Origin of the sequence: Amantichitinum ursilacus, from assembly GCF_001294205.1 — a bacterium.
GTDB lineage: Bacteria > Pseudomonadota > Gammaproteobacteria > Burkholderiales > Chitinibacteraceae > Amantichitinum > Amantichitinum ursilacus.
Genome location: NZ_LAQT01000003.1, coordinates 376606 through 396948, shown reverse-complemented (window position 1 = coordinate 396948; position 20343 = coordinate 376606). Strand labels below are relative to the sequence as shown.

At 61.3% G+C, this 20343-nt stretch carries 20 protein-coding genes and 1 pseudogene; 11 read left to right on the top strand and 10 right to left on the bottom strand.

All coding sequences use genetic code 11. The features are described 5' to 3' along the window. Window positions 1-26: 26 nt before the first annotated feature. The 4 genes from WG78_RS06575 to WG78_RS06560 form a co-directional block, all read right to left on the bottom strand. Window positions 27-1607 carry a cyclic-di-GMP receptor FimW-related protein gene (locus tag WG78_RS06575; RefSeq protein WP_152969095.1) on the bottom strand — a complete coding sequence of 527 codons (1581 nt, stop codon included), beginning with the start codon at window positions 1605-1607 and terminating at the stop codon, window positions 27-29. Next, a complete protein-coding gene (gene bioA, locus WG78_RS06570; protein WP_053936978.1) occupies window positions 1591-2982 on the bottom strand; it encodes an adenosylmethionine--8-amino-7-oxononanoate transaminase in 1392 nt (463 codons plus the stop codon). The genes WG78_RS06575 and bioA overlap by 17 nt, the downstream gene beginning before the upstream one ends. Before the next feature lie 441 nt (window positions 2983-3423). Then, window positions 3424-4107: an anti-sigma factor gene (locus WG78_RS06565; protein WP_053936977.1), complete on the bottom strand. Its 684-nt coding sequence runs from the start codon at window positions 4105-4107 to the stop codon at window positions 3424-3426. Next, entirely contained in the window at window positions 4104-4649 is a 546-nt protein-coding gene (locus WG78_RS06560; RefSeq protein WP_053936976.1) for an RNA polymerase sigma factor, read from the bottom strand. Before WG78_RS06560 ends, WG78_RS06565 begins: the two co-directional genes overlap by 4 nt. A gap of 265 nt (window positions 4650-4914) precedes the next feature. On the opposite strand from WG78_RS06560, the gene WG78_RS06555 reads away from it, so the two are divergent. From WG78_RS06555 to WG78_RS06545, 3 genes are read left to right on the top strand one after another with little or no spacing between them, the layout of a single operon-like run. Further along, complete coding sequence (locus WG78_RS06555) at window positions 4915-5121, top strand: hypothetical protein (RefSeq protein ID WP_053936975.1); 207 nt, start codon at window positions 4915-4917, stop codon at window positions 5119-5121. A 15-nt stretch (window positions 5122-5136) separates the two neighbouring features. Further along, on the top strand, window positions 5137-7506 hold the full coding sequence (locus tag WG78_RS06550) for an FdhF/YdeP family oxidoreductase (protein ID WP_083458816.1): 2370 nt from the start codon (window positions 5137-5139) through the stop codon (window positions 7504-7506). A 19-nt stretch (window positions 7507-7525) separates the two neighbouring features. Beyond that, window positions 7526-7969 carry a PPC domain-containing DNA-binding protein gene (locus WG78_RS06545; protein ID WP_053936974.1) on the top strand — a complete coding sequence of 148 codons (444 nt, stop codon included), beginning with the start codon at window positions 7526-7528 and terminating at the stop codon, window positions 7967-7969. Between the two features lie 698 nt (window positions 7970-8667). Here the strand turns inward: WG78_RS06545 and WG78_RS06540 are convergent. Then, window positions 8668-9087: a VOC family protein gene (locus WG78_RS06540; protein WP_053936973.1), complete on the bottom strand. Its 420-nt coding sequence runs from the start codon at window positions 9085-9087 to the stop codon at window positions 8668-8670. Between the two features lie 585 nt (window positions 9088-9672). On the opposite strand from WG78_RS06540, the gene WG78_RS22905 reads away from it, so the two are divergent. The 5 genes from WG78_RS22905 to WG78_RS06515 all read left to right on the top strand — a co-directional run bounded on the left by WG78_RS22905 (window position 9673) and on the right by WG78_RS06515 (window position 13927). After that, window positions 9673-10959 (top strand): endo alpha-1,4 polygalactosaminidase, encoded by a 1287-nt coding sequence (locus WG78_RS22905; RefSeq protein ID WP_201782376.1) that lies wholly within the window; start codon window positions 9673-9675, stop codon window positions 10957-10959. 127 nt (window positions 10960-11086) lie between these two features. Then, entirely contained in the window at window positions 11087-11629 is a 543-nt protein-coding gene (locus WG78_RS06530) for a GbsR/MarR family transcriptional regulator (protein WP_053936972.1), read from the top strand. A gap of 2 nt (window positions 11630-11631) precedes the next feature. Continuing rightward, window positions 11632-12036: a thiol-disulfide oxidoreductase DCC family protein gene (locus WG78_RS06525; protein WP_053936971.1), complete on the top strand. Its 405-nt coding sequence runs from the start codon at window positions 11632-11634 to the stop codon at window positions 12034-12036. A 51-nt stretch (window positions 12037-12087) separates the two neighbouring features. Further along, window positions 12088-13038, top strand: a complete 951-nt coding sequence (locus WG78_RS06520) for a TIGR01777 family oxidoreductase (protein WP_053936970.1) — start codon at window positions 12088-12090, stop codon at window positions 13036-13038. 577 nt (window positions 13039-13615) lie between these two features. Continuing rightward, on the top strand, window positions 13616-13927 hold the full coding sequence (locus tag WG78_RS06515) for a hypothetical protein (RefSeq protein WP_053936969.1): 312 nt from the start codon (window positions 13616-13618) through the stop codon (window positions 13925-13927). 254 nt (window positions 13928-14181) lie between these two features. Here WG78_RS06515 and WG78_RS06510 read toward each other — a convergent pair whose 3' ends face one another. Continuing rightward, window positions 14182-14517, bottom strand: coding sequence for a hypothetical protein (locus WG78_RS06510; protein WP_053936968.1), 336 nt, complete (start codon window positions 14515-14517; stop codon window positions 14182-14184). Between the two features lie 234 nt (window positions 14518-14751). On the opposite strand from WG78_RS06510, the gene WG78_RS06505 reads away from it, so the two are divergent. Next, window positions 14752-15348 (top strand): NAD(P)H-dependent oxidoreductase, encoded by a 597-nt coding sequence (locus WG78_RS06505; RefSeq protein ID WP_053937046.1) that lies wholly within the window; start codon window positions 14752-14754, stop codon window positions 15346-15348. Continuing rightward, window positions 15345-15653 (top strand): putative quinol monooxygenase, encoded by a 309-nt coding sequence (locus tag WG78_RS06500; RefSeq protein ID WP_053936967.1) that lies wholly within the window; start codon window positions 15345-15347, stop codon window positions 15651-15653. The genes WG78_RS06505 and WG78_RS06500 overlap by 4 nt, the downstream gene beginning before the upstream one ends. 22 nt (window positions 15654-15675) lie before the next feature. On the opposite strand, the gene WG78_RS06495 is transcribed toward WG78_RS06500, so the two are convergent. Beyond that, window positions 15676-16593, bottom strand: a complete 918-nt coding sequence (locus WG78_RS06495; RefSeq protein ID WP_053936966.1) for a sensor histidine kinase — start codon at window positions 16591-16593, stop codon at window positions 15676-15678. Between the two features lie 176 nt (window positions 16594-16769). On the opposite strand from WG78_RS06495, the gene WG78_RS06490 reads away from it, so the two are divergent. After that, the gene (locus tag WG78_RS06490; RefSeq protein ID WP_053936965.1) at window positions 16770-18506 is read left to right on the top strand and encodes a phospholipid carrier-dependent glycosyltransferase; all 1737 of its coding nucleotides are present in this window, start codon (window positions 16770-16772) and stop codon (window positions 18504-18506) included. Window positions 18507-18583: 77 nt separating this feature from the next. Here WG78_RS06490 and WG78_RS06485 read toward each other — a convergent pair whose 3' ends face one another. The 3 genes and pseudogenes from WG78_RS06485 to WG78_RS06475 all read right to left on the bottom strand — a co-directional run bounded on the left by WG78_RS06485 (window position 18584) and on the right by WG78_RS06475 (window position 20334). Further along, window positions 18584-19150, bottom strand: coding sequence for a hypothetical protein (locus WG78_RS06485; protein ID WP_053936964.1), 567 nt, complete (start codon window positions 19148-19150; stop codon window positions 18584-18586). Between the two features lie 6 nt (window positions 19151-19156). Further along, window positions 19157-19429: pseudogene (locus tag WG78_RS22355) on the bottom strand (methyl-accepting chemotaxis protein); the annotation flags it as partial. A 539-nt stretch (window positions 19430-19968) separates the two neighbouring features. Beyond that, window positions 19969-20334 carry a response regulator gene (locus WG78_RS06475; protein ID WP_053936962.1) on the bottom strand — a complete coding sequence of 122 codons (366 nt, stop codon included), beginning with the start codon at window positions 20332-20334 and terminating at the stop codon, window positions 19969-19971. Window positions 20335-20343: the final 9 nt, after the last annotated feature.

The following is a 20343-nucleotide window of genomic DNA, read 5'->3' as shown; positions in this document are numbered from 1 at the left end:
GGCAATGGAACTGATTACGAGCTGTCTTATTGTGCGGTGGCGGGCGTGGCGCTGTGGCGGCCGTCCAGTTTGAATTCAAACAATTCAAAGCCGGCCTGGCGTTCGACCAGACGGCTGATGGTGAGCGTGGTGCTGCCATCGGCCAGCGTGGTCTGCAGCGTGCGGCCCTGACTCCACGTGCCGCGCGGGGCCACAATCTGCGCCGGTTGGCGCAGCATGCTCAGCTCGGGCAGCAACAAGGCGGCCACCGGGGCCATACCCGGCAAATCATCGGCCGGATGCAGCAACACCAGCTCGGCGCGCGGCGCGAGAATCTGCACGCCCATTTCCAGGCCGCCATCTTCGCTTTGCTGTAACCAGCGCACTGCGCCATATAACCAGGCCTCACCGCCATGGGCGCGCACCGACACCAGTTCGCCCACGCGCAAGCGTTCGGGTGCGGCTTCCTTGCGCGACAAGGCATAGCCGCCCGGGCTTTCGTTGAGTACGCGCCATTGCTGGCCGCTGCTCTCGCTGAGATTGCCCACGCCCGATTGATCCAGCATGTCGCTGTTCAGGTCCGGGGCAACCGGGGTGGCGCATGCGGTGACGGCGCGCAGGCCGGTGCAGATATCCACCGTGCTTTCTTTATGGATGCGCTGGAATACCCGGCGCGGCGCAATGCTCCATTGCTTCAGCAAACGGCGCACCACATCCATCCAGAACTGGATTTTGGCGCGATCGGCCACCACGGGCGCTTTGGCTTCCAGGCTGTGCAGCATCTTGTGCAGCTTTTTGCCCAGCTCGATGGTATCGACCAGCATGGTCGCGCCTTCGGTTTCTTCGGGCGTGCGGTTGCCGTAAAAATGCGGCGGCAAGTCGGTTTCCAGTTGCACCAGAAAAAACCCGCCGCTGCTGGCCAGATGCGACAACGGCTGGAAATGTGCGGCGGGCGCGTAGTTGTCGATGATCTCGATGACTTTATCGAGCTCCATCGCTGAAAAGCGCAACGGGTCAGCCAGCGCCAGCAACAAGATGCGTTTGTAGATGACGGCCACGGGCGGGCCGGCGTCTTCGCCATGCGGCTCGTCCAGCTGGCGCGCTTCGGCCACGTGGCGGAACAGCGTATGCGTTTCGCGCCACATGCCCGGTGGCAAGGGCATCGCCATCTGGCAGCTGAGTTGATAGACGCGGTAGTTAAGCAGCAGCACCTGCTGCACCAGATACGGCACCTGTCTGGCGTTGTTGCCAAAGAATGAGCGGCGTTCCAGCCGGTCCACCAGCGCCAGCTTGTAGCCGATGGACAATTCCACCAGCAAGGCGCGCAACAACAATGAGGCCTGACGCGCCTTGTCGCGCATCGGCATGCCCTGACTGGCGCCGCGGGCGGCAAACTCGCCGGCCATCACATCCAGCGTGGAGCGGTATTCGTCCAGCAATTTAAGGCGCACGTCCGCCTCAAGCGGCACGCGGTTGAGCGAGGCCAGCGCGTCATGAATCTGGCGGCCGGATTCGGCCACATTGCTACCCGCGATACTGATCAACCATTGCCGTAAAACCTTTGCATCTTTTTCGACAATCGCAGCCAGCCTTGGATCAGGTGCGGGCAGCTCAAGCGACAGGGGCATCGTCCCATTCCTCCGGGCCGGCCAGCGCTTGCTCCAGCGCTTCGCCGGCACCGCGGGCCAACAAGGCCGCCTCGTCGTCGGTCATGACATAAGGCGGCATAAAATACACGGTATTGCCAATCGGCCGCAGCAGCAGGCCTTGCTGCAGGGCGGCGCTGAACATGCGCTGCGCAAAGCCGGGCAAGGCATCGACCACATCAAACGCCCAGATCATGCCGGTGTTACGGAAATGCTTGACCTGCGCATGCTCGGCCAGCACTTCAAACTGTTCACCCCAGCGCGCGGCGCGCTCGGCGTTAGCGGCAATCACATGGTCGTCGCGGAAAATATCCAGCACCGCCAGTGCGGCGGCGCAGGCCAGCGGGTTGCCGGTATAGCTGTGCGAGTGCAAAAAGCCGCGGCCGACTTCTTCATCGTAGAAGGCGTCGTAGATTTCGTCGGTGGACAGCACGGTGGCCAGGGGCAAAAAGCCGCCGGTAATGCCTTTGGACAAGCACAGCAAATCGGGTTTGATATTGGCTTGTTCGCAGGCAAACAGGCTGCCGGTGCGGCCAAAGCCGACGGCGATTTCATCGGCAATCAGATGGACCTGGTAGCGGTCGCACAAGGCGCGCGCGCGTTCCAGATAATGCGGGTGGTACATGGCCATGCCCGCCGCGCCTTGCACCAGCGGTTCCAGAATCACGGCGGCGATATCGCTGTGATGCGCGGCCAGCAAGGCCGCCAGCCCCACCGAGGCCTCTTCGGCCATATCGCGCGCATCGGCGTTGGCATGCGCCAGACGCCAGTCGGGCGACGGCGCAATAAAGTTGCCACGCACCAGGCCCGAGTACGCATCGCGAAACACCGGCACATCGGTCACCGACAGCGCGCCGATGGTTTCGCCATGGTACGAGCCCGCCAGATAGACAAAGCGGTTCTTGTTTTCGCGGCCCTGGTTTTTCCAGTAATGCGCGGACATTTTGAGGGCGATTTCGGTGGCGGATGCGCCATCGGAACCATAAAAAGCGTGGCCCAGGCCGGTCAGCTCGCCCAGGCGTTCTGATAACTCGACCACGGGGCGGTGGGTAAAACCCGCCAGCATCACGTGTTCCAGCTTGTCCAGTTGCTGCTTGATGGCGTTTTTAATGCGTGGCTCGCCATGGCCAAACAGGTTGACCCACCAGCTGGACACCGCATCCAGATAGCGTTCGCCATCCGGCCCGATCAACCACGCGCCTTCGCCGCGCTCAATGGGCACCAGCGGCAAGCGCTCCAGCCGTTTCATCTGCGTGCACGGGTGCCAGACCGCGGCGCGGCTGCGTGCCAACAGGTCATTCTGGCCAAAGGGCGCCAGCCCGTGTTCGATCTGACTATCCAGTTTGAACTCCAACATCAAAACGTTTCGGCCCTGATTGTTATACAGTTGCGCGCCCGCGTCACCCGCCCATTTTCGGCTTTGCGACCTGCCCCACAGCGTCACCCTGTTTTGATCATTATTAATTATTCGGCGCTTACACGTAAGCTACGCAGGCGCTAAAAAACCGCTTTGAGCATTATGTCGTTTGCAAGATGCCGATGCCATTGCCGCACGCGGCCTGTCCATCCGGTCGCCCGCCATGCCAGCATCGGCGCGCCTTTGCGCAAAGCGCGGTGTAGCGCGGAACCTACAGATCGATACCCGGCGCCGCAAGTCGACAGCATAGGTCAATCCTGGAGCTTACAAAATCGCGTCAGCAATCCACCCGATTGCGCGACTAAATTTCGTCACATCGTTCATAAAAAAACAGCCCGAACCGGGCTGTTTTTTGCACCTGCGTACGCTGCATTGCGCCGCTTAAACATTAACCAGTTTACCCACCCACAACACCGGGCCCGTGGGCGCGCCGGTGGGCGAACCGCCTGGCGGTTCCAGCGACACCGCCAACACTTCGGCGCCGGCCAGTACCTGCGGCCGTTTGACCAGCGTCGCGCCGTTGGCAGCGATCAGGCCCAGCGATTTGGGCGCACCACCGGGCGGAATCGCCCACAGTTCCAGCGCCTTGTTGGTGGCGGTGCCGCTCAGGTTTTCCAGCGGACTAACGCGCACGGAGCCGTCCGCAGCCACCCGCGCCACCAGCGCCACGTGCTGCGTTTTATCCTGCAGCAGCGCCATCTGGGCAGGCACCAGGGTGGCGGCGGGCTTGGGTTGCACCAGCACCACGCTCAGCGCCAGGGCAGCGACGGCAAAACCGCCCGCCAGCAAACGCCAAAGATAGAGGCCACCCCAGCTCCATGGCGATACCTCGCGCATGGCGCGCACACGGCGCGCAATCTGGCGCCACACTCGCGCCGGCGGGTCTACCGGCGGCACTGCGCGCACCAGCGGCAACAACTGGTCTTCGGTTTCGCGCACCGTGCGGCGCAAGGCCGCATCGGCCGCCATCAGCCCTTCAAAGCGTCGCCGCGCCGGGCCGCGCAAAGTGCCCACCACGTACTGCCCGGCCAGCTGTGTTTGTAATAATGGATTACGGTAATTCATGCCAGACACCCCTTCAGTCGTTCCAGACCACGGCGGCACCAGCTTTTAACGGTGCCCAATGGCGCGGCCAGCCGCGCCGCAATTTCGCTATGACTGAGGTCGTCAAAAAACGCCATCGCAATCACCTGCCGCTGGATGGCCTCCAGTCTTTTCAGGCATTCCGCAATGCGCTTGCTGTCCTGAAACTGCGCCAGCCGCGCCATCGGCCCCGGTGCTTCGTCGGCCCATTCATTGATGATGGTGTCGTCGGCGTCCGGGATTTCCAGCTGCGGTTTGCGCAACCAGTCGATACAGGCATTGCGCACGATGCGGCTCATCCACGTAAGCGGCTGGCTTTGCGCCGCCGAGTAGTTGCGGGCGTTTTGCCAGATGCGCACGTAACACTCCTGCATGACTTCCTCTGCCCAGTCCTTCCTACGCAACATACGTAGCGCAACGCCAAACAGTTGCGGTGAAGTCAGGCGATAGAGTGTTTCGAGTGCTTTTTCGTCGCTTTGGGCGCAACGCACCAGCAATTCTTGCAAGGTGGCGGATTCGGCCATCGGGGGTCCTTGGGGAGGGAAACATCGCCGCTGCGGCGGGCGTGCCGTAAAGCATCGGAAGTTTCTGGCCCGGGCGCAAGCGGCGCAGCCATGCTGTGGCGCAATGGTCGAATCCGCAAGCGCGTCGATTCCCACAGCAAGCCAGGGCCGTGGCTGACATTGTCACAACCGCGCCAGCGCTATCGTGTGCGGCATTGTCGGGCTTTTGTTTGCCCTTTACTGCCGCCCTTACCCAGGCCCGCCGCGCGCGGGCCGGAGCAACACGATGCGTATCTTTCTGGTTTCCACCTTGCTGGCCGTGCTCACTGTCACTCATCTGACCGTGATGGCCGCCAATAAACATCTCACCCGTAGCGGCGCGGTCGACACGCAAAGCGCCAGCGCGCCGCCCGCCAGAAAAGCGCCCGCTGGCAAAGCGTCTGCCTCGCAGCACCCGCACGCCAGCCAGCCCGGCCGCGCCACCTCGGTTTAAACAGGAAAAACTGGCATGAATGACTTTGCGCACGTCGACAAGCTTGAACAACTGCATCGCACGCTGGACGCGACCGAGCAGCCGCCCGAAGCGTCCGAGGACGAGCGCGAGCATCCTTCCGGCGGTTGGGGCTCGGCCAAAGCGGTGGGGTCCATCCTGTTTCAGGAACGCGCGATGCGCCATGTGGGCGTGTTGTTGCATCAGAACAAACCCAAGGGCTTTGCCTGTGTCAGCTGTTCGTGGGCCAAGCCGGGCAAGCCGCATCCGCTGGAAGTGTGCGAAAACGGCGTTAAAGCCACAGCGTGGGAGCTGACCACGCGCCGCGCCACACCGGCGTTCTTTGCCGAGCACACGGTCACCGAGCTTAAAACCTGGGGCGATCACGAACTGGAAGAAGTGGGCCGCCTGACCGAGCCCATGCGCTGGGACAAGCACACCGACACCTATCAGCCTGTCAGTTGGGAAGACGCGTTTGCCGAAATTGGCGCGGAGCTGAAGCTGATGCCGCCCAAATCCACCGTGTTCTACACCTCGGGCCGCGCCTCGCTCGAAACTTCGTATATGTATCAGCTGCTGGCGCGCATGTATGGCCACAACAATCTGCCCGATAGCAGCAATATGTGCCACGAAACCACCTCCACTGCGTTGCCCGAAAGCGTGGGCGTGGGCGTCGGCACCGTGTTGCTGGAAGATTTTGATAAAGCCGACTGCATCCTGTTCTTTGGGCAGAACCCGGGCGTCAACAGCCCGCGCATGCTGCATCCACTGCAAGAGGCGCGTAAACGCGGCGTGCCCATCATCACGTTTAACCCCTTGCGGGAACGCGGCCTGGTCAACTTTGTAAATCCGCAATCGCCCGCCGAAATGCTGGGCGATAACCCGACGTGGATCAGCACCCAATATCACCAGGTAATGCCCGGTGGCGATGTCGCCGCGCTGATGGGTTTGTGCAAATGCCTACTGGAAACCGACGATGCCGCCAAACAGGATGGCACGGAAGGCGTGCTGGACGACGCGTTTATCGCCGAGCATTGCCACGGCTATACCGAATTTGCCGCCACGGTGCGCCAGACCACGTGGGATAGCATCGAGCGCGAATCCGGCCTGACCCGCGCCGCCTTGCAAGATGCGGCCGAGGTGTACGCGCAAGCCAAAGCGGTCATCGGCGTATATGGCATGGGTCTGACCCAACATCGCCATGGCACGGACAACGTGCAGATGCTGTGCAACCTGTTGTTGTTGCGCGGCAATATGGGCAAGCCCGGCGCGGGCATTTGCCCGGTGCGCGGGCATTCCAATGTGCAAGGCCAGCGCACCGTGGGCATTACGGAAAAGCCCGAACTGGCGCCGCTGGACCAGTTGGCCAAACAGTTTGGCTTTGAACCGCCGCGCGACAAAGGCATGGCCACGGTCGATGTGTGCGAAGCGGTGCTTAAAGGCGACATCCGCGCGTTTGTATCGTTGGGCGGCAACTTTATCCGCGCCATTCCTGAAACCGATCGCATGGAAGCCGCATGGCCCTCGATCCGGCTGACGGTGCAGATTTCCACCCGGCTTAACCGCGCGCATTTAATCCACGGTGACGTCGCTTATATCCTGCCCTGCATAGGCCGCACCGAAAAAGACATCCAGGCCAGCGGCCCGCAATGCGTGGCGATGGAAGACAGCACCGGCTGCATGCATGGTTCGTGGGGGCAAGTGGCCCCGGCGGCACCCACCTTGCGCTCGGAACCCGCCATTATCGCGGGCATCGCCAAAGCGCTGCTGCCGCGTAATCCCAAGCTGGATTGGGATGCGTGGGTGGCGGATTACTCAAAGATCCGCGCTGCCATCAGCGAATCGCTGCCCGAGATTTTCCACGACCTGAGCGACCGCATGTGGCAACCGGGTGGCTTCCGCCGCCCGATGCCGGTGGCCGATCGCGTGTGGAAAACCAAAACCGGCAAAGCCAATTTTCTGGTGCCCAAATCGCTGACGGTCGACCCAGACACGCCCGCCTACGGCCCCGATATCCTGCGGCTGTTTACCGTGCGCAGCGACGGCCAGTTCAACACCACCATCTATACGATTGAAGATCGCTTTCGCAACGTGGTGGATACACGCCGCGTATTGCTGATGAACGCGGCCGACATCGTCCGGCTAGGCTTTAAAGACGGTGATCTGGTGGATGCCAGCACCGTGGTTACCGACGGCCAGTTGCGCCGCGTCAGCGGTTTGCGGGTGATGACTTATGACGTGCCGCCAGGTTCGGTGGCCGGTTATTTTCCTGAATGCAACCCGTTGATTCCGCTGTGGCATCACGCTGAGACCAGCAAGGTGCCCGCCGCCAAATCAATCCCGATCCGGCTGGCCGCCACCGCGCCAGCCCACGCCCCGATCCACTGACCTTTTCAAGGAAAAAAGCATGCGCTACAAACTGGTCGATACCACGCCGGGCTCCCGCGTATGGGTGCTGATATTTGATTCCGGCGACGAAGTGATGGAAGGCCTGCAGTATTTTGCCAACCATGAAAACGTGCTGGCGGCATCGTTTATCGCCTTGGGCGCATTCCAGCGCGCCACGCTGGCTTACTTTGACTGGGAACAGAAAAAGTATTTGCCGATTGCGGTGGAAGAACAGGTGGAAGTGGTGTCGTTGATGGGCGATATCGCCAAGGGCGACGACGAGCGCCCCAGCCTGCACGCACACGCCATGCTGGGCCGACGCGACGGCAGCGCCAAGGGCGGCCATCTGAAGAACGCCATCGTGCGCCCTACGCTGGAGGTGAAGATCACCGAGACGCCCGCGCATCTGCGCCGGCACGCACGCCCCAATCTGGGCATCGCGCTGATCGATATCGAAAACTGAGCTTTTTATATGCTTTTTGCCGCCCGGCCCGCAGTGCGCGCCGGGCTTTTTCTTGCGCTTTTGCCGCTATTTTTAAGCTGGGCGTCAGCATGACGGCTTGATGAAACTGCAACAGTTGCTTAACCACCCGATCTGCCGTTCGTCGATTGGTGGGATCGGGCTGGTACCCCCGTTAGCGCATTGGCTCTGGCGTAAAAAGGCGGCGCAGGTCTAACAATCGAGACTTTTGTTGGCTTACGCGCTGCAAGCTGCGGCTTATTCAGGCTAATTTAAGCTGCCACCCGTTAATATCTGCACCAATCCGCTGCACACCGCGTAGATGCTGCGATGCATCAAAAACGCGGGCAGTTCCGCTTTGGTGCAAGTCGGGTTGCGCGTTTCAGCAGCATGGTCTTCTATGTAAGTAGTCAGTTGAAACGCATTACAAAGACGCGTACATTGCGTCAGTTCGCTTTCTTCTCACTGGCAAGTCGGAAGGGTGAATAGGCGCCGTGCTTTCTCCACGGCGCCTTTTTTATTGTCTGTCGCCACGCGCCTACGCCCGCAACGCGCGGGCCGCAATCGACACAAGCCCGCCAGGCCAGGATCTGCACCGCCTTCACCGGCTGTCGCCCGCGCCGCTGTCAGGCAGCGCCGATAAAAAGGCCGCACCAAAACGAACGTGCGGCCTGTCTGACACTCCCTCATTGCAGCAAAAGTCACATCTCACCAGGTACGATCACCATCCAGCCCAGGCCAAACTGATCGGTCACCATGCCAAAGGCGGGCGAGAAGAACGTCTGCGCCAACGGCATGGTCACCTGCCCGCCTTGCGCCAGCGCATTGAACTTGCGCTCGGCCTCGGCGGCATCCTGCACATTCAGCGTTAACAACACGCCGCCAAAGGTGGTGGAGTTACTACAGTTGCCGTCGGACGCCAGCACCACGCTATCGCCGATCTGGATGGCCGAATGCATGATCTTGTTTTCCATGCCGGGCTTGAGTTGGCCTTCCGGCATCGGCTCGGGGCTATCGCTATAGCGCATCTGGTATTGCAATTGCGCGCCGATCGCCTGGGTGTAAAACGCGATCGCTTCTTCACAGCGTCCTTCGAACATCAAATAAGGCTGAACATGCATGATGGCTCCTCCGGGGGGATGGATTTGTCTGCTCTCGCCAGGCTGCGGGCGATTGCTTGCCATTGTCAAACAACACGATGACAAACGCACGACGCGCTGGCGGAAGGCGGCGTAACCGCCAGATGCGCTTACTGTATGTCAGGCTTGTGCGGCCGTTCATCGAACCTGATTCAGGCCCATCAGGACAGCATTTGCGGCCTTGGCGCGCAGTGAGTTTGCACCGATCTGACCGCGCTTACGGCATTCGCATCGACCGGATTGCGCCGCCCTCGCTTTGAATAATTTCACATAAAAACAATGTATTGCATCAAAGCATCGGCCGCATCCAATGCGCAGCCCAGCACGTCGCCGGCCAGCAGCAATCCCTGGTTTAAACTCACCCCGAATCGCGTCCCGCCGTAGCACCAAGCGCTCTGCCCACCCCATTGACCGGCATTTTGTCGAAAGCCTAAAGTCAGCCCGTTTCTGAAAGCAGCAAGGTGCAAATACGTCCCTTATCCGGGGCGCGGCCCGCCCAGATGGCGGCCCTGGCGGCACCTCCGTCCATGCAGACGGCACGACTTTAAAACCAATCAGGACATGAAGATGGCGCTTACCCCATGCGTTTCCCGCTTGACCCTCAAATCCAGCCTGCTGCTGTTGGCCGCAGTGCCGGCCTTCGCCCATGCAGCCGGCGCGCAGCCCGAAGGCGCGGTGTGTTTCTATAACCAGCCCAACTATGCGGGCAAGATGCTGTGCGTTAACGCTAGCGCCAGCACGCTGGCCGATTTCTGGGACAACAACATCTCGTCGGTGCGCGTGCGCGCCGGCGTGCAGGTAACGCTGTATAAAAACGCCGCCTACGCGGGCAAATCGGTGGTGCTGAGCGGCGATACGCCGGATCTGGAGCGGGTGAAGTTTGATGGCGTGACGTCGTCCTACCGCATTGCCGCGCCGACGCCGACCGCGACGCCGGTACCGACGCCCAAACCCACACCCGCGCCGACGCCTGCGCCCACGCCGAAGCCGACGCCCGTCCCCACCCCGGCACCGACCCCCAAGCCGACGCCCGTCCCAACCCCGGCCCCCACACCTGCACCAACGCCCAAGCCGACGCCCAAGCCGACGCCCGTGCCGACACCCGCGCCGAGCACCGGCGCCACCTGGCAACCCGCGCTGGCCGACACCTGGCAGTGGCAACTCAAAAACCCGGTCAACACCGCGTACAACGTGGCGGTCTACGACATTGATCTGTTTGATAACACCACCAACAACAGCACGCTGATCCAGTCGCTGCATCAAGCTGGTCGCAAAGTGGTGTGCTATTTCTCGGCGGGAAGCTCGGAAAACTGGCGCGCTGATTTCGGCAGTTTTAAAGCCACCGATCTGGGCAACAACCTCGATGGCTGGCCCGGCGAGCGCTGGCTGGATACGCGTTCCGACAACGTGCGCAACATCATGAAAGCGCGGCTGGATCTGGCCAGAAGCAAAGGCTGCGACGGCGTCGAACCCGACAATGTTGACGGCTACACCAACAATCCCGGCTTTGCGCTGACTGCCGCCACGCAGCTGGATTACAACCGCTTCCTCGCAGATCAGGCCCATGCACGCGGCCTGGCCATCGCGCTGAAAAATGACATCGATCAAATCGCCGATCTGGTCGAGCGCTTTGATTTCGCGGTCAACGAACAATGCCACCAATACAAGGAATGCGACGGTTACAGCGCGTTTACCAGCCGCAACAAGCCGGTGTTTAACGCGGAATACAAAGACAGCTACAAGCAGGATGGCAGCGCGCGCACCCAGCTTTGCGCTGACGCCAAAGCGCAGAAGATCCACACGCTGGTACTGGCGCTGGAACTGGACGATAGCTTCCGCTACAGCTGCGAATAAACGGCCGCAAGGCAGGGCACACGCATAGGGAGCGCTGCGGCGCTCCTTTTTTGCGTACTGCCGCAGTACTTGACGTTGGCATATGTGCAGCGGTAAATTTCTCTCCATACAGAAATGAGAGAAAAACATGACCGCTTTAAGCCCAACCGCGTGGAAATACATTCTGCATTGGGGCGAGATGGGCACGCGTTGGGGCGTCAATCGCACCCAGGCGCAAATCCACGCGCTGCTATTTCTGGCCAACCGCCCGCTGCACGCTGAAGAGATTTGCGAAACGCTGAATGTGGCGCGCTCCAACGTCAGCAACAGTCTTAAGGAATTGCAGAGCTGGCAGCTGATTCGCGTCACGCATGTGATGGACGACCGCCGCGATCATTTTGTGGCGGAACAAGATGTCTGGACCATCTTCCGGCTGATTACGGAAGGCCGCAAACGCCGCGAGATCGATCCGACGCTGACGGTGCTGCGTCAATGCGCCATCGAAGCGGCCGAGGATACCCAACTGGAAGCCGCTAGCCGCGTGCGCATGGACGAGGTGCTGGCGTTTATGGAATTGCTGATGTCGGGCTACGACAATTTTAAAAACCTGCCGCCTTCCACGCTCAAACGCTTTATGAAAATGGGCGGCATGATGGCCCGCCTGCTGGGCCCCGATGATAAGGAGGAGTAACCATGTCTACGCTCAAAGTGTTTTTTGATAGCCAATGCCCGCTGTGTGCCGAAGAAATGCGGCGGCTGGCGGTGTGGGACCGCCAACACCGGCTGCAGATGATCGATATCCAGCAAGCGGGCTTTGATGCCGGCGCTTACGGTGCCACGTGGGCGGCCATGAACAGCGAACTGCACGTGCAGGACGAGCAGCACACGCTGTTGATCGGGATTGATGCCATTTGCGCGATCTATATCGCGGTCGGCAAGGGCTGGATGGTATGGCCGCTGCGGCAACACTGGGCGCGGCCCGTCCTGCAGCGCGCGTATCGCTGGTTTGCGCAGCATCGCAATCGCATTAGTGGCTGGCTGGGTAAACCGCAATGCAGCGACGGCGTGTGCGCCGCCCGGCAATTCAAGCGCTTTTAACTCGCCCGTTTATTTCTCTCTAAACAGAAATAAAAGAAATGGAGCAGCGCCATGGCAAATGCAAATAAACAAGCGGCCGAGCAAATCAGTGACGCACGCCCACGGACCATTCTGGTCAGTGGCGGCACCGGCTTCGTCGGTCGGGCGCTCATCAAACAGCTGTTGGCAGCAGGCCATAAAGTTATCGTGCTGACGCGCGATCCCGACAAAGCCAATGTGCTGTTTAACGGCGCAGTGCGCAGCATCCGCAACATCACGCAACTGGCCTCGGAAGAAGCGGTGGACGCCATCGTCAGCCTGGCAGGCGCCTCCATCGCTGGCGGCTGGTGGACGGCGCGGCGCCAAACGCTGCTGGTGGACAGCCGCGTTAATACCATTACCGCGTTGCAAAGCTGGCTGGCGCGTGCCACGCACAAACCGGCGGTATGGATCCAGGCTTCGGCGATTGGCTATTACGGCGTGCGGCCCGCCAGCGAGGCACTGGATGAGCACAGCGCAGCGGGCCAGGGTTTTGCCAGCCGCTTGTGCCAACGCGTGGAAGAAGCAGTCGCGCCGATCGCCAGCGGCGTGCGGCTGGTGACATTGCGTATCGGGCTGGTGTTTGACGCCAACGGCGGCGCATTGCCGCAACTGGTGCTGCCATTCCGCCTGGGCGTGGGCGGGCGCATGGGTTCGGGCCAGCAAATCATCAGCTGGATTCATCTGGACGATCTGCTCCGCATTATTGAGCGGGCATTAGGCGACCACACCGTCGTCGGTACCTATAACGCCGTCGCGCCCGATGCGGTGGCACAAGCGGATTTCGCCCGCGCGGTCGGCCGCCAGTTGCGGCGGCCGGTGTGGTTGCCCGTCCCGGCGTTGCTGCTGCGTAGCGCCCTGGGCGAGTTGGCGCAATTGTTTGTCGATGGTCAACGCGTGCTGCCCACGCGTTTGCAGACGGCGGGGTTTGCGTTTCGTTACGGCACGCTGGACGCCGCGCTGGCAGCGGCTCTGGCTGGCTGAAGCTGAAGCGTGCTGGCGGCGCGCGACGGCGCAACTGCATGCAGGAAAGCGGGCTGCGATTTTTGACAGTGGTATGGTCCGGCCCTATGCCGATGGCTTGGATCATACCAATCCGGCTTACACACCTTGCACAGGCATCCTGTTGCGCGGAAGCTTGATTTGCTTGTCAAACCGGTGATTCTGGCATCGATTTCAACGCCGACCGCACCAACCTGCCGACTGCGTAACAGTCGCTCTGCATGCTGCTGTACTATTCGTTACAGATCAGCCGCTTAGGTCCCTCTCCGGTCACTCTGCCCATGCTGCACTGCGGCAAAATCCGGCCGACCCTCGCATTTGCGCCGACTCGCGCCGTGCGGCCGTCTGGCGCATACAGCGCATCCCTTAGTCCGGATGACCGATCACCTCGCCCACCGACTAGCGGTGTCAGATTGAAGTAGGCTGCGCGAAACTGGCATTCCCGATGTGCTGTTGCTACCGTGAATACGATGCCCGCGTGCGGCGAGTGCGCAGCGGGCAAAAACCAGCCGCGGGCAATCTTGCCTGCCGCCCATACCCAGCCCATGGAGTTCGCATAATGAAAAAAGTTACCTCTCTGCTTTGTCTGCTGTCCGCCACCCTGCTGATCGGCAGTGGCATGGCCTATGCCGATGATGCCGCCGACGCCACCACCCCGACGCCGAAGGCCTCCAAGCACAAATCCAGCGAAGCCAAAGCCGCCGCGCGCAAAGAAGCCAAGGCCAACAGCAAGGAAGTGATGGACAAGTTTGCCACGCTGCCGAAGAGCGAATATCCGGCCGCCTGCAAGGATTTGTCGGCGCAGATCAAAGCCGGCAAGAAAGGCTTGAACGAGGCGTATAACACCTACTGCATGAAGTCGCCCACGTAAGCGGCGGTTACGCGCTGGCGGGATACTGCCAGCGCTCGCTACGCCCTTACCGGCAGTGGGATGAACACCGTCTGTGTGCGCACGCCGGTGTTTTGCCGTGTGTGCCAGGCAAGCAGCAGAGGGTGGGTCATGACCCACCACCCAAAGTTGTATGCCAGGTTCGCTGCCCGCGCACATGGCTTTGAACGGTGGGTCATGACGGAGACGCCGAGTCCCAACCCATCAGTCGGGTGCGAGCGGAAGCGATAACGCGGTTACACCGGCTGTTGCAGCACCAGCAACACCAGCAGGCCCATCACGCCCACGGTGGCCAGCGCCAGCACGATGGACGCCACCACGCCGACGATGCCGATCATTTTCCAGCTGCGATAGCGCTCCACAATTTCGAGCACTTCCACCTTTTGCCCTTCTAGCATCACATTGGCGCGCAGGATGGGCAGGCTGCCGCTGATCACGCGGCGCAATTCGGACGGAATGGGTTTGTAGCTGACTTCGGTGTCGTTGCTGTCTGCGGTTTTTTCGTTAAACCGTACGGTGGAATGACCCTGATTGTTTTTGCCCTGCATATTGCCTGTGCCTTGCTTGTTCACTACGCGCCCCCGGATGTAACGGCGAGTATACCGGCATGCTTTTATGTTGCGGATTGCGCTTGAGTACACGGCTTCATCGATGCAACAGCAGGCAATGTATTGTTGCCCAGATCAAGCATCTGACATGCGCTTTGTTGACTGACACGCAAGGGTGTTGTGCAGCGCAACGGGTTTTTCGCGGTGTGGATGCGCTTTAAGCTGCAGGCCTTCCTATCACCCACCGGGACTGCCGCCATGAGCCAGATTCTGATCATCAATGCCAAAAAACATTTCGGTCATTCGGCCGGCCAACTTAACGACACCCTGGCGCACGAAGCCGAAGCCGCCCTGCGCGCCGCCGGCCACAGCGTGCAGATGACCACGGTGGACGAGGGCTATGACATCGACGCCGAAATCCAGAAATATCTGTGGGCCGATGTCGTGATTTATCAGATGCCGGGCTGGTGGATGGGCGCGCCGTGGATACTCAAAAAATACATCGACGAAGTCTTTACCTATGGCCACGGCAAGTTGTACGCCAGCGATGGCCGCAGCCGCAGCGACGCCAGCAAGAAGTATGGTTCGGGCGGGCTGATCCAGGGCAAGCAATACATGCTGTCGGTCACCTGGAATGCGCCGATCGAAGCCTTTGAAGACCCCAAGCAGTTTTTTGAAGGCGTGGGCGTGGACGGCGTGTATCTGCCGTTTCATAAAGCCAATCAGTTTCTGGGCATGACAGCGCTGCCCACCTTCATGTGTAATGACGTGATCAAAGACCCCGACGTCCCCAGCTATATCGCGGCCTTGCATGCGCATCTGGACGACGTCTTTGCCGAGGCTACCGCCGCATGATTACCGTAATCGCCGAAATCAATTGTCATCCGGGTCAACGCGCCGCCGTGTTGCAAGCGTTTGAGCGCCTGTTGCCCAGCGTGCTGGCCGAGCCGGGTTGTGGCGGCTATCAGCCGCTGGTGGATATCGAAGGCCAGGCGCCGTGGCAAGCGTTGGCGCCCGACACCATTTTTATGCTGGAGCAGTGGCAAGACATGGCCGCGCTCAACGCGCATATGCAGATGCCGCATATGGCCGCGCATAAAGAAGCCACGCAGGATCTGATTGTCGACGTCAAAGTCCGCATTCTGGACAAGGCACTCTAAGCCCCCAGGCGGGCGGGCGAGATCAATCGCTGCGCCCGCTCCAGCGTCGCCACGGTTGGCGATACGCGCGGCGGCACGGGATGGTTAACGACACTTCCGTGCCGCGCCCCGCGCCACTCCATACTTCCAGCATCGCCTCAAGGCGCTCAGCGCGAGCGCGCATGGTCTGCATGCCCCCTTGCGGGTCGGGCCCGATCGGCGGCGGCGGCAAAGCGGCGGCGCCCAGGCCTTCGCCGTCATCGCGCACAAACAGCCGGAACGCATCCGCGCCGTAGATCAATTCAATTTCCACGCCATTGGCGGCGGCATGGCGATAGGCATTCAGCAAGGCCTCGCGCGCGATGGCAAAGGCTTCGTCGCGCGCGGACGGCTGCAATTGCAGGCTGCGATGCCCCGCCACCGTCAGCGTAAACGGCACCGCATGGATGGCGCGCATGGCGGTCGCCACGTGTTCCAGCGCCGCGCCCAGATCATCGGCGCTGGCTTCCGGGTAGCGCGCTTCCAGCTCGGGCTCGCGGCCATCGGCCAGCACCACATCGGCCTGATCCAGCGTGCCCAGAAAACGTTGCGTCAGCACCGGATCATCCTTGATCTGGTCCACCAGCGCCTGCATGCGAAGGGTTAGACCCTGCATGCTCTGGCGCAGCGTGTCATGCAGCGCCCAGGCATGGCGTTCGCGCTCGGCCAGTTGCAGCTCGGTGCGCACGATCAGCTGGCGCACGCGCCACCGATGCAACAGATATAAAACAAACAGCAGCAGACACAGCCCCAGCCAGCCCGATGCCGCCGTCCCCGCCTGCGGTCCCTGGCCCGCGCCACTGGCCAGACCCGCCAGCGCCACCACGGGCAAGCTGATCAGCGCCAGCACGGCGGCCAGCGGCAACACCCGCGCGACCCCAGACCAGACCACCGCGGGCCAGCGTAACTGCAAAACGGGCATAACAACCGGGGCCTTCCAGGGGACTGATAGCGCAATGCTACGGTTGGCGCGACGGTGTGGCAGCCCTCTTTCGAGGTAGCCCGGCCCCCACCAGCGGCACGATCCGGTATCGCTATGTGTTGGCTAAGAAACAATCCGCACGCTACGGCCTGTATCAATCACCGTAGTCCGTCATCGTGAAACCGTCCGCTTTTACCACCGCTGTGCCCACTTCGCTGCCACGCCCCGGCGCAGCCGCATGGCCGTCCGTGCTGGCCGCCCTGCGCGTGCGCTGGCTGGCCTTGTATGCGTTTGCCGTGTGCTGGTTCAGCACGCCCGGGTTCAGAACGTTGATCTCGCCCGACGAAGGCCGCTATGCCGAAATCGCGCGCGAAATGCTCAACAGCGGCGACTGGATTACGCCGCGCCTGAATGGCATCAAGTATTTCGAGAAGCCGCCGCTGCAATACTGGATGACCGCAGGCAGCTTTCGCATCTTCGGCGAAAACGAATTCGCTGCGCGTTTCTGGCCTGCCTTGACCGGCTTTGCCGCGGTGCTGATGGTGTGGGTGACGCTGCGCCGTTTGCTGCGCAATGATCCGCATGGCGAAACCCAGGCCTGGGGTGGCGCAGCCGTCCTGGCCAGCTGTGCCTGGTGGGTGGGCAGCGGGCATTTTCTGACGCTGGATATGGGCGTTACCGCGTTTCTGACGCTGGCTTTGTGTAGTTTTGTATGGGCGCAGCAAGACGACGCCACGCCGCGCGAAAACAGCACCGGCATGCTGGTGGCATGGGTGGCGATGGCGCTGGCCATGCTGTCCAAAGGCTTGATCGGACTGCTCATCCCCGCGGCGGCGTTATTCATTTATTCGGTGCTAATGCGTGACTGGCATCTATGGAAACGACTGCATCTGGCCAAGGGCCTGGCGCTGTTTACCGTGATTGCCGCGCCGTGGTTTGTGTTGGTCTCGCAACGCAATCCCGAATTCGCGCAGTTCTTTTTTGTGCACGAACATCTGCAGCGCTACGCCACGCACGAGGCGTCACGCGTGCAGCCGTGGTTCTTTTTTATCCCGATTCTGGTGGGCGGCGTGCTGCCGTGGGCCGCGTTGTTGCCGGCCGCCTGGCGCGAAGGCATCAGCAACACGGTGCGCCAGCAGCAAGGGGCGCAGGGCTTTAATACCTCGCGCTTTCTGCTGATCTACAGCGCATTTGTGTTTGTGTTTTTCTCGATCTCGGGTTCCAAACTGCCCGCGTATATCCTGCCGATGTTTCCGTCGGTGGTAATGCTGATGGCGCCCGCCATCAGCCGCATCGGCCGTCGCACCGGCTGGGCGCTGGTGATTACCCAAGCGTTGGTGGGCTTGATTGCGCTGATTGGCGCGCCCATCCTGGCCTCGCATTCCAGCGATCCGCAAATTGCCACCAGCGACGCGCAATACTCGTACTGGCTGTACGCCACCGCCGCCGTGGCCTTGCTGGGTGCAGGCGTCGCGGGCTGGATGCACCGGCGCCATCTGCGCAGCGGCATGGTGGCTGCATTGGCGTTGTCGGGCCTGGTAAGCGGGCAATTGCCCTTGCTGGGTTACGACGCCTACGCCGGCCACACCTCCAGCCGCGCCATGGTGCAAGTGTTGCGCCCGCATCTGCGCGCCGACAGCACCATGTACAGCGTGCGCACCTGGGACCAGACCTTGCCGTTTTATCTGAAGCAGAACGTGCAACTGGTTGAATACGTCGATGAATTCAAACTGGGCCAGACCAGCGAACCGGACAAACAAATGTCGCTGGAGCAGTTTGAACAACGCTGGCGCACCGACCCCGCCCCGCTGGCGCTGGTGCAGCCCGACACCTGGCAATTGCTGGAAAAGCACAATGTGCCGATGCAGGTGGTGTACCGCGACCGCAAACGCCTGGTGATTGCGCGGCCCTAACGCAGTCGGTAGGCCCTACTGAAATAAAAACGCCCGGTTGATCCGGGCGTTTTGCGTATCGCGCGGGGCGATCATGCTCAGAAAAACTCCAGCTCGCCCGCCACCGCTTCTTGCACCGGCGCGGGCGCCAGGCGGAAATCGATGTCGCTGCCCGCCGCGGCGCACAGGCTTAGCGTTAATCCAAAGCGCACCGAATCATTCAGCGTAATCACAAACGTCTGCTGCGCGGTGGGCGCGACTTCATTGATATAGCGCGCGCAATGGCGTTCCAGCACAAACGGCGTTGACATCGCGGCGTGGCGGAATGCTGCGCACAGGCTGCGGTTAACCGAGCCGCAAATCATGTTGACCAGCTCGCCCAGAACATCCACCAAGGCCTGCCCTTCCAGCACCGGCGTGGCGCTACGGCCGCGCAGGGCCAGATGCGCGCCGGTGGTGGCGTCGGCCTCAAAATCAAACAACGCAATAATGCGGAACAGATACGACGAGATATTCAGCACCACCGCGTGGCCGGGGCGGCCGTTGGCGTCGGGCAAGGCAATGCGTTCAATCACGCATACATCGCTGGGCAGGGCTACAGCGTTGGCCTGTATGGATTGCTCGAACAGCGTGTAGATATTCTCAAGCGCGGCATGGCTAAACATCGTCGATCATTCCTGCTCGGCCTGGGCCATGGTGGCGTGTATCTTGTCGGCGGTGGTGCGCAGGCCAAACACGGCGGTGCGGATCAGGTTGCCGCTGGCCTGCATGTCCTGAAACGTGGTGGTGGTAATCAGGTCGTTCTTGTCCAGGTTCTGCTGGTACTGGCGCGCCACTTCGGCGGAATTGAGCGCCAGCGCGCGCACGCCATCGGCCACCACGGCAAAGCCGCGGCCATGTTCGCCGGCACGGGCGGCTTCAATGGCGGCATTCAGCGCCAGCATCACCACGTTTTTAACGATGCGGGCGAACTCTTCGTTTTGCGCTTTCAGATGCCGGTTATTGGCCAGAATGCCTTGCAGCTCGTCGTGCCAGCGCTCGACGATGCGCACGATGCCCAGCAGCGAATCAATGTCTTGCTTCAGCGTGGCGTGCTCGGTGGCAAAGTCGCTGCGCAGACGGGTCAGCTGAGCGCGATGATCTTCGCTTTGCTGATCAAACCAGCGTTGGCGCTCGGCGGTGGCGCGATCCTGCTGCGCATTCAGTTCGGCCTGATGCGCTTGTTGTTGCACCGTTAAATGCTGTTGCAAGGCGGCCACTTCGGCGTGCAGCGGCTGCAATTGCCGCGCTACATCTTCGGGGGCCAGATGCTGCGACAAGCCCGCCAGGCGCTGGTCGCGCTCACGCAGGCGTTGCTGCAACAGGCGGCGCTGGCCATGCGCTTGCCAGGCCAACCCCACCGCCACCAGCAAGCCCGCGCTCAAACCGGCCAGCACACTCCACAGGGTGTTCATCATTATTGGTTACCAGAACCCTGTGTTGATCAGTTGACCAGTTTCTTGAACGTGGCCACCACCGCATCGCCATTAAACGGCTTGACGATCCAGCCCTTGATGCCCGCGGCCTTGCCGCGCTCTTTCATGGCCGGGCTGTTTTCGGTGGTCAGCATCACGATATTGACGGCCGCATTGCGCAGTTCGCCGCGGATTTTTTCGGCCATGGTCAGGCCATCCATATTGGGCATGTTGACGTCACTGACGACCAGCTTGATGCCGCTGTCGGCGCGCAGCTTGTCGAGGCCATCTTTGCCATCGACGGCCACGGTCACACTCAGACCCGCGCCTTTTAAAAATTCGCTGACTTCGGTGCGTACCGTGCTGGAATCATCAACCACCAGAATCTGGGCCATGGGTGTGTG

What these genes read in the sequence shown, in the direction of transcription:
- WG78_RS06560 (WP_053936976.1), bottom strand. Translation starts at nt 4,649, where the DNA reads ATGGCCGAATCCGCCACCTTGCAAGAATTGCTGGTGCGTTGCGCCCAA.
- WG78_RS06530 (WP_053936972.1), top strand. Translation starts at nt 11,087, where the DNA reads ATGACCGCTTTAAGCCCAACCGCGTGGAAATACATTCTGCATTGGGGC.
- WG78_RS06495 (WP_053936966.1), bottom strand. Translation starts at nt 16,593, where the DNA reads ATGCCCGTTTTGCAGTTACGCTGGCCCGCGGTGGTCTGGTCTGGGGTC.
- WG78_RS06500 (WP_053936967.1), top strand. Translation starts at nt 15,345, where the DNA reads ATGATTACCGTAATCGCCGAAATCAATTGTCATCCGGGTCAACGCGCC.
- bioA (WP_053936978.1), bottom strand. Translation starts at nt 2,982, where the DNA reads ATGTTGGAGTTCAAACTGGATAGTCAGATCGAACACGGGCTGGCGCCC.
- WG78_RS06475 (WP_053936962.1), bottom strand. Translation starts at nt 20,334, where the DNA reads ATGGCCCAGATTCTGGTGGTTGATGATTCCAGCACGGTACGCACCGAA.
- WG78_RS06515 (WP_053936969.1), top strand. Translation starts at nt 13,616, where the DNA reads ATGAAAAAAGTTACCTCTCTGCTTTGTCTGCTGTCCGCCACCCTGCTG.
- WG78_RS06575 (WP_152969095.1), bottom strand. Translation starts at nt 1,607, where the DNA reads ATGCCCCTGTCGCTTGAGCTGCCCGCACCTGATCCAAGGCTGGCTGCG.
- WG78_RS06520 (WP_053936970.1), top strand. Translation starts at nt 12,088, where the DNA reads ATGGCAAATGCAAATAAACAAGCGGCCGAGCAAATCAGTGACGCACGC.
- WG78_RS06565 (WP_053936977.1), bottom strand. Translation starts at nt 4,107, where the DNA reads ATGAATTACCGTAATCCATTATTACAAACACAGCTGGCCGGGCAGTAC.
- WG78_RS22905 (WP_201782376.1), top strand. Translation starts at nt 9,673, where the DNA reads ATGGCGCTTACCCCATGCGTTTCCCGCTTGACCCTCAAATCCAGCCTG.
- WG78_RS06525 (WP_053936971.1), top strand. Translation starts at nt 11,632, where the DNA reads ATGTCTACGCTCAAAGTGTTTTTTGATAGCCAATGCCCGCTGTGTGCC.
- WG78_RS06555 (WP_053936975.1), top strand. Translation starts at nt 4,915, where the DNA reads ATGCGTATCTTTCTGGTTTCCACCTTGCTGGCCGTGCTCACTGTCACT.
- WG78_RS06550 (WP_083458816.1), top strand. Translation starts at nt 5,137, where the DNA reads ATGAATGACTTTGCGCACGTCGACAAGCTTGAACAACTGCATCGCACG.
- WG78_RS06485 (WP_053936964.1), bottom strand. Translation starts at nt 19,150, where the DNA reads ATGTTTAGCCATGCCGCGCTTGAGAATATCTACACGCTGTTCGAGCAA.
- WG78_RS06545 (WP_053936974.1), top strand. Translation starts at nt 7,526, where the DNA reads ATGCGCTACAAACTGGTCGATACCACGCCGGGCTCCCGCGTATGGGTG.
- WG78_RS06505 (WP_053937046.1), top strand. Translation starts at nt 14,752, where the DNA reads ATGAGCCAGATTCTGATCATCAATGCCAAAAAACATTTCGGTCATTCG.
- WG78_RS06540 (WP_053936973.1), bottom strand. Translation starts at nt 9,087, where the DNA reads ATGCATGTTCAGCCTTATTTGATGTTCGAAGGACGCTGTGAAGAAGCG.